A 13125-nucleotide genomic window follows, 5' to 3' on the forward strand; every position below is an offset into this window, starting at 1 on the left:
GCCTACCCCTGGCGCAGGACGTACCCGACCCCGCGAATGGTGTGAATCAGCCGGGTCTGGCCGTCGCCTTCCAGCTTCTGACGCAGCTGCTTGACGTAGGTCTCGACCACATTGGGATCCCCCAGGTACCCCAGGCCCCAGGCCCGGTCGAGCAGCACCGATTTGGACTGCACCCGTTCGGGCTGCTCCATGAACGCCTGAAGCAGCCGGAACTCCTGGGCTGTCAGGGTGATTTCCCGCCCGTCACGGCTGACGCTGTGGCCTGCCGGGTCCAGGGTGAGGTTTCCGAAGCGCAGCACGGCCGGGGCGTCGGTCTCGCGCCGGCGCAGCTGCGCCCGCACCCGCGCCGCCAGCACGTCGAAACTGAACGGCTTGGTGACGTAATCGTCGGCTCCACGTTCCAGGCCCCGCACCTGCTCGTCGGGCCGGTCGCGGGCGGTGAGCATCACGACCGGCAGGTTGGCGTCGACCCGCCGCAGCCGGCTGAGGACCTCCAGGCCATCGAGGCCCGGCAGCATCACGTCCAGAATCACGAGATCCGGCGGGCGGTCCCGGACGGCCGCGAGTCCTGTCTCGCCGTCGGCCGCCGTCTCGACCAGAAAGCCCTCGTAGGACAGGCCGCGCTGCAGCAGGCTGCGCACGCCAGCGTCGTCGTCGATCACGAGGATTCTGGGGCTCATACTTCTATTCTAGGCCCGCCGGGACGCGTATAGGCCGCCCTCAGCTGGGCCTCAGGTCTGCTCCAGCAGCGCGACAGGTTCCCTGGGTACTGTGCATTCATGTCCCCGACAACCCAGGTCAAGGTGTGTTCGGCCCAGGTCGCCTCCTTCGGTGGCGTCGACCTCCGGCGCGTCAGTGTCACGCTGGGGGGCCAGGCTCAGGTGCTGCTGGTACGGGAATATCAGCATGCTGCGGCCTACCTGCTTCAGCCTCGTGGTGACGCAATGGCTGCCCCATCCCAACAGGAGGCGTCTGCGGCACCGGCGCTGGTCCTGCGCGCCGAGTGGGGTGAGCCGCTGGGCCAGGTGCAGGATCTTGAGATCGATTCCGAATGTGGCCGGATCAGCGCCTACCTGATGGTCTTGAGCCTGCCCGGAGGAGAGCGGCGCAGCGTTCGTGTGCGTACCCGGGATACGTACTGGTGGCAGGGGCAGCTGTACTGCCGCAAGACCCGGACCCAGCAACTGCGCAGTCTGCTGCTCGGCCGGCGGTCGGCGTCCACGAAACAGGCAGCCTGAGCCAGCACCGCGCCGGGTGACATCCCTGGTGGAACGCGCCTGACCGCAGGAACGCCTGTTACAGCGCCCTGACCGGAGTAGTCCAGGATTTCTGTGGTCTTTCTTCCTCAGGACTCGTGCTGATGGAGGGGCTGTTCTTCGACAGAACGGTACACCTGGGCCCAAAGTTACTGGGTGCTTCTGGTTGCCTTGCGAGATGCCTTCCCTCATAGAACCGCTGACCAGGAACAACCGCATAGCTGCGTGCCCCAAGCCGTCACCGTCCTCACGGATTGAACACCTATGACGCTGGAATCGGGAGACAGCCTCAGATAGAGCTCTACAAGGTCACCTGACGCCACGTCTGCTGGCCACAGGTGCACATGCGCTGGACAGAAAAATCTGCCACCGGCCTGGTGCGGGTCTCTATAGCCTGGACTGCAGCTTTTGATTCCGCTCAAAAAACAGTTCCGAGTGTGTCGTGCCTGAGCTTTTGGTTCTGGATACCCCGGCATACCTGCACCCATGAGTACCGGTTTCGCACGGCGCCGCACACTTTGCCGAGACACATCGTCATGATGAAGCCGGTGCTCCTCACCGGTTCCGTGCCAGACCGTGCTTTTCGTCATTTTTTCCCAGGAACCGCATGACATTACGGGAGGCTTCTTCTTTTCCGACGGTGGCAGCAGGAACCCGATAAGACGACCCTGAACTGAGTCGCTGACCGGTGCGTTACGCTGGATCAAGATGCCTGCCACTCTGCTTCTGCACCTGCACGCGGCTGCCAGGGAGCTGGCTGGTGCACGGCTGCCGGAGGTTGTACGGCGCGTGACCGAACAGACGGTAGCGCAGACGCTCCCGGGGTACCGGGTACAGTTCGGAGATGAGGGTGCACCGGCAGATGCCCCGACGACGCTGGCGTTTCAGTCCGCGGAGGCGGCGGTCAGTCTCCACGCTCCAGTCGGCGCGCCGGAACTGGCTCCGGAGGTCCGTGCCTTTGCTGAAGTACTGACGGACCTGGCGGGCGCCGCCATGCGCCGGCTGGCCGAGGAGGCGTCGGAACGCGAACATGAGCTGCGTTTCCGCCATATGGTCGAGGCCAGCCCCATCGGCGTTGCTGTGGGAACAATGGACGGCACGCTGCTGATGGTCAACGACGCCTACCTGCGCCTGCTGGGGTATAGCCGCTCCGAGTTCGAAGCGGGGCTGGTGGACTGGCAGGCACTGACTCCTGAAGCCGAATGGGAGAAAGACCGTCAAATGTTCGAAGTGGCGTTCGCCGAGGGCCTCACCCCTGGCTACGAGAAGACCATGCTCACCCGCACCGGAGAAGTCCGGCAGGTGCTGGTGACGCTGATCGCCTCACATGAGGGAGCGAAACCTCAGGTCATTGCCTACGTGCAGGACATTACCGACCATCACACCGAGCGCCGCAGGGATCAGGCGCGCGCGGCCGAGCTCGAGCAACAGGTTTCCAGCCAGAGCCGTGAGCTTGAAAACCACCTGTATGCCCTGCGGACCTTTGTGGATTTCACCACGCAGGTGGGGGTCACTGGAGATATCCCCACGCTGCTGTGCGCGGCCGAACTGGTGCTCGCGAAGATGCTGGGGCATGGAGACCTGCTGTACGCCCGGGTGGAGGGCCAGCTGGCCCACGTCACGGCGTACAGCAGTGGGGTGCCGGAACGAACCCGCGAACGTTTTGCCGGTGGCTTCCGGGTGTCTCAGGACGTGCTGGAGAGGACCCGCGAGGGGGAGGAGATGGTCTTCTACGACCACTGGCAGCCCCTCAGAGACAAAGAGGGCCTGCTCTCGGAGTACCACGCCCTGGCGGTCTACCCGTATTTGCGTGGAGGGCAGATGGAGGCGCTGCTGGTGCTGGCCTCCCCGCACGACGCGTGGACCCCGGACGAGCATGCGATTCTGCTGGCCCTGGGCCGCAGCATGGGGCTGGCGGCGGAGCGGGTCATGCATGAGCAGCGCCTGCAGGAGCACTCGGACGCCGCGCGGGCGCGCACCCGGGCGCTGGAGAGCTTTGCCCAGCTGGCGCGCGACCTGGCCTTCGAAACCGACCAGTATGTGCTGGTGCGCCGGGCCCAGGCCATCGTGGCCGAACTGATCGGCGAGGGTTTCGCTCAGTATTTCGAGGTCGAAGACGACCGGTGGTATATCCGGGCCCAGACCGGCAACACCGACAGTCCAGCTACCGGAAATCCGGAGCTCGACACGCTGCTGGTCGGGGGGCTGCCGTTCGGGCAGATCACCAACCTCAACCGTCCCTGGGTGACCGGGCAACCCTACTATCAGGACCGCTACGATCCAGCCGGTGACGGCTGGGTTCCGGGCACCGAGGTCCTGGCATCGACCGCGACCATTCCGGTGATGGTCTATGGGCGCCCGTATGGGATTTTTGCCTATGGCACCTTCCGGCCCCGGCAGTGGTCGCGGACGGACCGGGCCGTGCTGGAAGCTGCTGGGCACCAGCTGGGCCTGGCCATCGAGCGCGCTGAGCAGGCCCGGGTCCTCGAGACCCAGCGTCAGGCCCTGATGGACGCCAACGAGGAGCTTGAGGCCTTTTCCTACTCGGTGTCGCACGACCTGCGCACGCCGGTGCGGCATGCCCGGAGCTTTTCAGAGCTGGCTGTACGTGCGCTGCAGGCGGGCAATGTCGACAAGACCGGGCAGTACCTGGACATGATCGTGCAGGCCACCGACCGGATGACGGTGCTGATCGACGCGATGCTGGACCTGTCACGCACGTCTCGCCAGGATCTGTTGATCGAGGACGTGAATCTGGATGAACTGCTTCGTCTGGCGGTCGATGAGCTGCGCGGCGAACCGGCGGCGCAGGCTGTCGAGTGGCAGCTTGATCCGCTGGGGCACGTTCCGGGCGACTGGCAGCTGCTGAGCCAGGTGCTGGGCAACCTGCTGAACAACGCCGTCAAGTATTCGCGCACCCAGCCTTCTCCCCGGGTGCACGTCTGGGCCGAGCACCACCCGACCAGTGTCACGATTCACGTGCAGGACAATGGCGTGGGCTTCGACGAGCGGTTTATCAGCAAGCTGTTCGGGGTCTTTCAACGCCTGCACCACCACGACGAGTTCGAGGGCACAGGAGTGGGACTGGCGAATGTGCGCCGGATCGTGACCCGTCATGGAGGCACGGTGGCGGCAAAAAGCCGCATCGGGGAGGGGGCAGTCTTCAGCGTGTGCCTGCCGAAAGCCCTGCAGGAGTTCGGTCCTTTACCCGAGCTGCCGGAAAGTTAAACGAAGCACGCCCTGATCATCCTGATGCGGTGCATCACACTGGTGAAGCTACTATCGAATATTGATTTTAGTCACATTTCATAGGGTATAGATACCACGTCATGACATTGGGCTTCCCAGACTGTCAGCATTGCCGATTTACATTATTGACTCCCGTTTCATGAAAGAGATTGTTTTTGGAGCCGGAAACGTAATAAGGTAGACGGCATCTTCGGTGGGCTCTGCGTAACAAGGGCACACCGCTTCCTTTTGCCGCGTTTGTGGATTCTGGTGGAGACACCGGGGTCCGTCCATTGCCTCTTCCACCTGCCAGGAGCCTTCCCGTGTCTCTCTCGTTCCAAGCGCTGTCCTCCTTGCGCCATGTGCCCGGTTTTCCTCAGTTCTCCGTCTCTGCGCTGCTGCTGGGCACGGCGGCCTCGTTTGCTGTGCCTTACATGCCTCTGTTTGCCCGCAACGAAGCCGGAATGTCCCCCCTGCTGCTGGGGATCTTCATGACCATGATGTCTCTCAGCGGCGTGCTGATCAGTACCGTGCTGGCGCGCTGGTCCGATCGGGGGGCCAGGAACAAGCCGGTCATGATCGCGGCGATCCTCAGTGCAGCGATCGGGTACGTGCTGCTGTGCACCACCCGCAGCTATGTGCCGCTGGTTCTGATCGCCAGCCTGTTTCTCGGCACCGGTGCTGCGGCGTTTCCGCAGCTGTTCGCATTCGCCAAAACGCACTTTGCTCTGGCAGGCGATGATCTGGCCGACCGCAGCATGATCACCTTGCGGTCGATGTTCTCGATTGCCTGGATGCTGGGGCCGGCCGCAGCCGCTGTGATCCTGGGCACCGCAGGCTTTACAGGCCTGTTCCTGGCGACCGCGGTGTGTTACCTGCTGGTGGGCGTTCCACTGGCGCTGTCCCGCTCCAGGCCGGTCAGCCGCACCCCCGCCGCCCCGGTGCCAGACGCCCCCGTGCAGCCAGCGGGACCCCAGCGGTCCCTGACGCTGGTCGCGCTGAGCTTCGTGCTGTTCGGCATGTCCAACACCATGGGCTTTATCGCCCTGCCGCTGCACGTGACCGGGGCGATGGGAGAACCCAGCAGCACTGTGGGCTGGCTGATCGGCCTGTGCGCCTTTCTGGAGGTGCCGTTTATCCTCAGCTTCGCGCTTTTTTCGGGCCGCTTTTCTAATGAACGGCTGATTACCCTGAGCCTCGGCCTGTTCGTGGCCTACTTCGTGATGATGGCGGTCGCGCCGGCCGTGTGGCTTCTGGCGGTGGCGCAATTGATTCGCGCGGCCGTGATCGCGGTGATGACCACGCTGGGAATGGCCTACTTCCAGGAGCTGATGCCGCACCGCACGAGCACGGCCCTGACGCTCTACGCCAACACGAACAGCATCGGTGCGGTGCTGGCCGGCGTGGTGTCCGGGGCGTTCGCGCAGGCCTTCGGCTATCAGGCGGTCTTCGTCCTGTGCGCGGCATTGACCGGCGCCGCGTTTGTCCTGCTGTATGCCGTGACCCGGAAGACGAACGCCCCTGCCTTGACCACCACGCAGGCGGGCGCGTCCGACTGATCCTGACCCATGCCGGATTCGGGCCAGACAGGTTCCTTTCAGGTTCTGTCAGCCTCGCCCTGTCTCCTGACCGCGAAGCCTGACTCTGGCTGCAGACTCACTGGTCCACAAAAATGTCCAGCGGCAGGAACGCACTGACGGTGTAGTTCGGCGCGTCCACCACCTGACTGATCTTCAGGTCGACGCAGACGCTGGCCAGCACGTAGGCTTCCTCGAGCGTAAACCCGCGGGCCTGGATACGGCGCAGCAGTGCGCGCAGGGCAATGCGGGCGGCGGTCATCAGGTCGGGATGGTGCCCGCTGGTGGCCTGCCAGCGTCCGCTCGCCCCGCCGGACGTCGGCGTGATGAATTCTGGTGTGGTCAGACCTGCGCTGCGCTCGACACCCAGCCGAACGGTGAGCTGCCCAGCCATCTCGATCCCAGTGCCCGACAGTTCACCGTCGCCCTGGGCGGCGTGCAGGTCGCCCACCGACAGCAGTGCGCCGGGAACCTCGACCGGCAGGTACAGCGTGCTGCCCGCCACCAATTGGCGGATATCCATGTTGCCCCCCACGTGCCGGGGCGGGGAAGTGGCGTGATCGCCGGGCTCGGCAAGTGCCACGCCCACAACGCCAGGGAAGGGCGTCAGCGGCACCCGCACGCCGGGCCCGAACTGCGCATGGGTGCCCTCCCGCAGATCCCAGAAGTGCGTGTAGGGCTGCAGGCCCTCCTCGGCCAGCGCCGCGTCCAGCAGGCCAATGCCGTCGGGCCTGCAGCCGGTCCAGCCCCAGGCGGAGGTCCGGACCTCCAGGATGTCAATCACCAGGGTGTCTCCCGGCTCTACCCCCTCGACGTACACCGGACCAGTCAGAGGATGGCCGCGCGGCCCCGCAAGCACAGGGTAGGCGTCCTGCTCGATCAAGGCACGCAGTCCGTCTGGCGCGGCCAGCTCACCCGAGGCGACCCGGCGGGCCACTGCGCCCCCGGAGGCGTCCATGGTATCGAAGGTGACCTGGTCTCCAGGCTGAACGGTCAGTGCGGGGGAATGATCCCGGTTCCAGGTGGTGTGAATGTGGGAAGCGCCGAGGACATGGTCACGCATACCTCAGGGTACGGCCCAGCGAGCCGTTCATGGCCCTGGCGGGATGCCACTCCAGTCCCGGCCCCTGGATCGTAAAGAGGGGAGAGCCCCTCATGGGCCCTCCCCATGCGCTGATTGAATCCACTCAGGCGTTCATGGCTGCGACGTTGATCTGCCCGGCAATCTGCGTCAGAAGGTCGTCGGTGCGCTTTTCCTCACCCAGAGTCTGCTCGAGCACCTGCGCGGCCTCGTCCTCGCCCAGCAGCTGGGCATAGGTCCGGGCCGTGCCGTAGCACGCGATCTCGTGGTGCTCCATGGCCTGCTGGCAGGCGATCAGGCCTGCTTCCAGCACTTCCGGCGAGGCATCCTGACGCATCAGCCTCTGGGCTTCCTGAATCAGACCCTGCATCGCGAGGTTGGTTTGCCCGCTAGGCTGGGCGCCCAACTTCTGAAACAGCTGCTCCAGACGCTGAATCTGCTGCTGGGTCTGATCGATGTGCATCGTCAAGCCCTGCTGCAGTTCGGGTGTCGCGGCGGTCTGCGCGGCCAGGCGCATGGCTTCGAGGCCCTGCTGTTCGGCACTGTAGATTTCCTGGAGCTTGAGGACGTAAAGGTCTTTCAGGTCTTGCATCTGCATTGGCATTTTCAACTCACCTCTGCCCGGCATTGTGCTGACAGACTGTCTGCCGTTTCTGGCAGCCAGCCCAAGAAGATAAAGGGCTGGCATTCGGCTGAGCTTTAGGTGTTACCCAGACGAGTCAGGCGCCAAGCGAGGATCTTTAGCAGTGCGGGAACGTGAGTGCCAATGGCCGCTTTGGAAGCAGTGGCTCCATGCCTTGCTCTGTTAGGAAATGAAAAAACAGCCGTTCGACAACCTGCGTTACGCGGATCTCCACTGAATACCCATTAGCGCAGAATACTCGCTGGATGCGCCTCTTTCGCTTCTTGGCATTCATGAGATGCAGTGGGCTGAGCTGTAAGAGGCGAGTGAGAGTGTGTCTCTAGAATTCATTCACTTCGTTCAGAGAAAACTCTGATGGGGAGCGCGAAGAGCCCTGTTCTGTATTCGGGCACCTGGGACAGGGGGAGCTAGTGGTGCGACCGGCTTTTCGTCTGCCTTCAAGGCACTATCCAATGAGTTTCGGACTCTCTGAGGTCATCATGCGTTTTATCAAATTTGCTTTTGCTGCCCTGGCGCTCAGCGCCATTACCACTGCTTCCGCTGCTGCTGCTGGCGTAAGTCACACTGTCACCCTGAGCAATGACATCGTCGATACCATCGCGGTGACTGGCGATGTTTCCATCAGCATCACCGCGTTGAATACCGCAGTGCCTAACAGCACCGCTAAGTTGAGCTACAGCACACACAACGATACGACCGCTGGAACTACAAATGTCACCACTCGTAAAGTCACGGTTGCCAGCAGCGCAGCCCTCCCCGATGGCGTGACTGGTACTGTCTCGTTCACACCAGCGACCGGTAACGGCACCACTGCTGGCGCTGTCAATGTCGGCGTCACCACAGCGGCAAACCTTGTTACTGCTATCCCGCGCTTCATTACGCAGGCAGACGCAGCACTCAATTACAGCTTCACCGCCAGCAAAGGCTTTGACGGCAAGGTCATCACCGTTACATACGTCCTCGCTGACGAGTAAGCTCGGCAGCATGACGCGCCCGAACGTTTGGTCGGGCGCGTCATCTTCAAATGGTGTCCATCATGAAGAAAATACTGCCGGCCTTTGCGACGCTCGTACTAAGCGCCACTGCACACGCGGGCGTAACTGTGGACGGTGCGCTCACCCATCATGTTCAACTTGCTCCGGGTGGGGTTTACAAAGGTACACTCACGCTCTCCAATCCGGATGACACTCCAGAACAGGCCACTATTTCTCTCTCCGATTACCGCTTTCAGGCGGATGGCACTAATAGCTTCGACCCTGCTGGCACTTTAGAGCGGTCAAACGCGAAGTGGATCATGCTCGACAAGCAGGTCGTAACCCTTCCGGCTAAGTCGAAGCTGGTGGTGAATTACACCCTTACTGCACCAATGAACGTCAGTGGCACCTTCTGGAGTGCTATTCATGTCACACCAGAATTGCCTCCTGTCACCAGCACCACCCTTGGCGTCCGCAACCGGATCGGCTACATGGTGCAGGTCGTGACTGATCTGCCACGCGGAGAGCCGCGGGTGCGCTTCAGCAACCCGCAACTGCTGCGGAATCCAGAAGGCAAATTTAACTTCAGCGTGGATACCCACGGAGAAGGGGAACGCTGGATCATCCGGAAGGTCACCCTGGAAGCGTTCGATGCGAGTGGCAAGCTCGCTGCGACCGTCACCAGTCGCAACCGCCGCCTGTACCCCGGTACCTCACTGCGAGATACATTCGCGCTGGATCTGCCCAACGGCAAATACACCCTGGTGGTCGTCGCCGATGACGAGGCTCAGGAACATGCTTTTGGGGCCCGGTACCAGATTGAGGTGAAATAAGGTGTTCGGCCGGCGGGCGACGTTCGTACTGGCGCTCACGCTTGGGTTACTGCCCAGCGCGACTGCGCAGGTTCAGTTGAGCGCTGCCGCCGCCGATGTCACCGAACGCCACACTGCCACGCTCGTGGTCCGGCTCGTCAACCCAGATTTACAGCCTCGCGAAGTTCAGCTTCAGCTCGCCCTTCCTGCTGGATGGGACGCGCTGGTCCCGGCACGTACCCTGACTCTCGCGTCAGGCGAGGAGACAGTGGAAGTCATCGTGGTACGCGTTCCGCGCAGTGCGCCCGGCGGCACACACATGGTCACCGTAACAGGCGCTGGCGTGCGCATGGTAGCGACTGTTCGGGTACCTACGCGCGAGGCCCTGCACGTGCGGACCCTGTCCGCAACCGCCGCGAACGGACAGGCTGAGGCAACCTTTCAAGTTCGCAACGACGGCAATGCGCCCGCACGCGTGAACCTCTCTGCGGTCGGACAGGGCAAGCCACGCGTGGTGCCTGAGGTGCTGGACCTCGCGCCCGGCGAGGTCAGTGATGTGCAGGTCAGCGGGCTGGTGCCTTCAGGCCTTGAGAAATACAGTGTGACCCTGCGCGCCCGCACGCCGGGTGCCGCTGCCGAGGGCAGCGCCATCACAGACGTTCTCTGGCCCGCACCGGCAGCTGGAAGTGCGTGGCATACCCTTCCGGCGGAAGTGCAGATCGAGGGTGGTCATGCAGGCCCACAAGTTCGGTTCTCCGCTGCTGGCGCGCTGACACCTGATCTGTTCGTGCGGCTGCGTATCGAACCCCGCACTGTCGAAGCAGAACTGCGTGCGCCCGGCACCCGCCTGCTGCTGGGTCCGGCCACGCCTGGCTTTTCCAGCTTTACTGTGCGCCCACCCACGCTGGCCCTGCAGGGCGAGGCCAGTCGCCTGGGGCCTGGTGTTCTCCGGGGCTATGTCGGCGCTCGCCGGGACCTTCCTGGAGAACGCGTCGCTGGCCTGGAATACGGCGGTCGCTTCGCCTGGGGCCACGCCCGCGTCGCTGTGGATCTCGGCGCAGATGGCGTCACTACCACCCTGGCCACGCGTATGGCCACGCCACAGCTGAGTGCGCAAGGAGAGCTTGGCCTGCGTGGGGACGGCATTGCTTTCACGGTGGACGCTGACGCAGCGCTGAAAGATAACGTCCTGAACCTGCAGCGTGCGGGTGCGGATGTGCGTTACCGTGCGCCGGGCTTCGACGGTTCCCCGTCCGGGCGCGTGGCCGTGGGTCTGCGCACCCAGGCCCAGATGAATGCCTTCAGTGTCGGCGCGCATCTGCGTGGGGGTGTCAATCTTGCTGAAGGGTATGCAATCACCGCGAGGGACGCGGAATTCGCCGTGCAGGCGAGGGATTCGCGCACCGACCTGCGTGCCGGTCTCAAATGGTCTGAACAGTTCACGGATCAAAAAACCACGGTGACTGCCAGCGTGAGTTCAGGGCACCGCTTCGGGTGGGGAGAACTGCGGCAGGAACTCACCAGTGAGCAGGCCGTTGAGGCGGGCACGCGCGTCACAAACGAACTGCGGTACGCTGCGGGCCTCGACGCTGCTTTTTCTTCTGACGGCAACGCGTTTACCCTGAAGCCCAAGGCGGATGTGACATTTGACCTGCTCGGCGGCACCAGGCGCGTCGGGGCGAGCCTCGAAGGGAGCTGGCGCGCGCCGGGTGGCACGCAGGTCAGTGCTACCGTCAGGCAGCCGGATTTCGCTCAGCGTGGCCTCAACCTGAACGCGGCCGTGGAACAGCCACTCGCTGGCGGCAGCACCCTGAACGCCAGCCTGTCTAAGACCTTCGGCCCCACTCCCAGCACTCAGGTCCGTGTCACGGCACGTATTCCTCTGAACCTGCCGTTGTACGTGCGTCGTGATATGGGCGGCCTTGAAGGTCGTGTGCTTGATCAGCAGGGCCGGGGGATAGCTGGCATGACGGTACAGGTCATGTCCTATCTGGCAGTGACCGACTCGAACGGCACCTACCGTTTCCCTGCACTTCCGCAGGGAGATCAGCTGGTGCTGCTGCGCTCTGATTCGGGCCAGTGGTGCACCCCTCCGCACACCGTGCCGGTCCAGGGCCGTCAGGTCGTCCGGCGTGACCTGACCTGCGTGCCTGCTGTTCTGACAACCGCCCGGCTCCTGGTTTACGTTCTGGGAGAGGACGGAAGCACGCCTCTGGAATTGCCCGGTGTTCTCGTCAGCCTGGAAGGAAGTCTCGGACGCTTCGAGGCCGTATCCGATCGCTCGGGCCGCCTGTCGTTCGGTCCACTGCCGACAGGTGCGTACCGGGTGAGCGTCACACCTGCCACACCGGTGCAATTCAGGGGCCTGACGCCTGAATTGCCAGCAACCATCAAAATTGCTACCGGTCCCGCAGACCTTATCCTGCGCTTCGCACGGCGGCCGCGCGTCATTCACATGCAGGACGAGCGACCTGTTGTCGTGCCCGGCCCTGCTGTTCCCCTTCCCAGCAGCCCGGCGACGGGCAACCTAGGAGCTCCATGATGACCTTGCACGCAGTTCGTCCGCCCTCGCCAGCCGCGTGTCTCCGTCTGGGCGGTTTATCCAGGTGCCTTACGTCAGGGCGGTCTTTCTCCAGGGCTCTGCGGACCGGTCTGCTTACACTCACGCTGACCGTTACAGGTCAGGCCGCGGCGGACACCATCACCATTTCGGGAAACCTTAACGTGACCTTCAATGCACTCGGCACCGGCACCGGCACCGGCACTGTCAGTGGAACCTCTGCCCTGTCCTACACGACAGTCGGGCTGGTCACCACCGTTGGTGCCACCCGGCGCGCCGTCACGGTCCGGCTGCTCGAAGCCCTTCCAGCGGGAGTCTCAGGCAATGTTAGCTTCACGCCTGACACGGGCAATGGAACCTCGACAGGCACCCTGACCCTCTCGACAACTGCGCAGGTGCTTGTCGACCTGATCAGCAATGATGTCAGCCAGTCTGCCAAGGCTCTCAACTACACGTTTTCTACCACCAAGGGCTTTACTGACGTGACTCTCAAGATTGAGTACGTCCTGATAGACCTCTAGTCCTGAGACTGTTGAGGCTGGGCGCTCGGGGATCGCCTTGGAGGCTTCACAGGAACGGCCTGGCAGGTCATCATGGCTGGGTATTCGATGCAACCCGGACTGTGCCCCACGACCTGGCGTTCACCACAACCCCGAAATGGTCGGCGCGTGACGCGCTCCCGGGGTCCAGGTAGGTTCTTTCCACGAATCTGATCTCTGCGGTGCAAGCGATTTCGGGTGGAACGGTCCGGTTGCCCAGCACTGTCAGCCGAACTTCTTCGGGCGTCCGGACAGCAACGATTCTTCTGAATTCCTGACAGCCTCCGATCCCGACTGTCAAAGTGATCGGGAGATCCTGATCCGCGGTGACTGTAGCTGGAAACGAGACGTTCTCCACCGGCAACACAGTGTCCTGGGGTGGGGTTTGGCTCTGGCAGCTGTTCAGGGCGATGGTAAGGAAAGCGGGCACTATGGCACGTTTCATCAGTGTTCCT

At 63.2% G+C, this 13125-nt stretch carries 11 protein-coding genes and 1 riboswitch; of the genes, 7 read left to right on the plus strand and 4 right to left on the minus strand.

The genetic code is table 11. The features are described from left to right. Nucleotides 1–2 precede the first annotated feature (2 nt). Nucleotides 3–680 (minus strand): response regulator transcription factor, encoded by a 678-nt coding sequence (locus tag DEIDE_RS15080; protein ID WP_012695192.1) that lies wholly within the window; start codon nt 678–680, stop codon nt 3–5. Nucleotides 681–779: 99 nt separating this feature from the next. Here DEIDE_RS15080 and DEIDE_RS15085 point away from each other — a divergent pair, with 99 nt between their 5' ends. From DEIDE_RS15085 to DEIDE_RS15095, 3 genes are all read left to right on the plus strand, one after another. Further along, complete coding sequence (locus tag DEIDE_RS15085; RefSeq protein ID WP_012695193.1) at nt 780–1238, plus strand: hypothetical protein; 459 nt, start codon at nt 780–782, stop codon at nt 1236–1238. A 726-nt stretch (nt 1239–1964) separates the two neighbouring features. Next, nucleotides 1965–4484, plus strand: coding sequence for a PAS domain-containing sensor histidine kinase (locus tag DEIDE_RS18215; RefSeq protein WP_049760556.1), 2520 nt, complete (start codon nt 1965–1967; stop codon nt 4482–4484). A 323-nt stretch (nt 4485–4807) separates the two neighbouring features. Next, nucleotides 4808–6043 carry a sugar efflux transporter gene (locus DEIDE_RS15095; RefSeq protein WP_012695195.1) on the plus strand — a complete coding sequence of 412 codons (1236 nt, stop codon included), beginning with the start codon at nt 4808–4810 and terminating at the stop codon, nt 6041–6043. A 97-nt stretch (nt 6044–6140) separates the two neighbouring features. Here DEIDE_RS15095 and DEIDE_RS15100 read toward each other — a convergent pair whose 3' ends face one another. Continuing rightward, on the minus strand, nt 6141–7124 hold the full coding sequence (locus tag DEIDE_RS15100; RefSeq protein ID WP_012695196.1) for an acetamidase/formamidase family protein: 984 nt from the start codon (nt 7122–7124) through the stop codon (nt 6141–6143). A gap of 124 nt (nt 7125–7248) precedes the next feature. Continuing rightward, nucleotides 7249–7746 carry a ferritin-like domain-containing protein gene (locus DEIDE_RS15105; RefSeq protein ID WP_012695197.1) on the minus strand — a complete coding sequence of 166 codons (498 nt, stop codon included), beginning with the start codon at nt 7744–7746 and terminating at the stop codon, nt 7249–7251. A gap of 390 nt (nt 7747–8136) precedes the next feature. Beyond that, a riboswitch (cyclic di-GMP riboswitch) is annotated at nt 8137–8219 on the plus strand. Nucleotides 8220–8264: 45 nt separating this feature from the next. Between DEIDE_RS15105 and DEIDE_RS15110 the strand changes: the two genes are divergently transcribed. The 4 genes from DEIDE_RS15110 (at nt 8265) to DEIDE_RS15125 (ending at nt 12652) form a co-directional block, all read left to right on the plus strand. Next, complete coding sequence (locus DEIDE_RS15110; RefSeq protein ID WP_162485693.1) at nt 8265–8759, plus strand: hypothetical protein; 495 nt, start codon at nt 8265–8267, stop codon at nt 8757–8759. A 62-nt stretch (nt 8760–8821) separates the two neighbouring features. Further along, on the plus strand, nt 8822–9592 hold the full coding sequence (locus DEIDE_RS15115; RefSeq protein ID WP_012695199.1) for a FimB/Mfa2 family fimbrial subunit: 771 nt from the start codon (nt 8822–8824) through the stop codon (nt 9590–9592). A gap of 1 nt (nt 9593) precedes the next feature. After that, nucleotides 9594–12113, plus strand: coding sequence for a carboxypeptidase regulatory-like domain-containing protein (locus DEIDE_RS15120; protein WP_083764299.1), 2520 nt, complete (start codon nt 9594–9596; stop codon nt 12111–12113). A 182-nt stretch (nt 12114–12295) separates the two neighbouring features. Then, nucleotides 12296–12652 (plus strand): hypothetical protein, encoded by a 357-nt coding sequence (locus DEIDE_RS15125; RefSeq protein WP_012695201.1) that lies wholly within the window; start codon nt 12296–12298, stop codon nt 12650–12652. Nucleotides 12653–12722: 70 nt separating this feature from the next. Here DEIDE_RS15125 and DEIDE_RS15130 read toward each other — a convergent pair whose 3' ends face one another. Next, complete coding sequence (locus DEIDE_RS15130) at nt 12723–13115, minus strand: hypothetical protein (protein ID WP_012695202.1); 393 nt, start codon at nt 13113–13115, stop codon at nt 12723–12725. Nucleotides 13116–13125: the final 10 nt, after the last annotated feature.

Source organism: Deinococcus deserti VCD115 (assembly GCF_000020685.1).
In the GTDB taxonomy this organism is placed as follows: Bacteria; Deinococcota; Deinococci; order Deinococcales; family Deinococcaceae; genus Deinococcus; species Deinococcus deserti.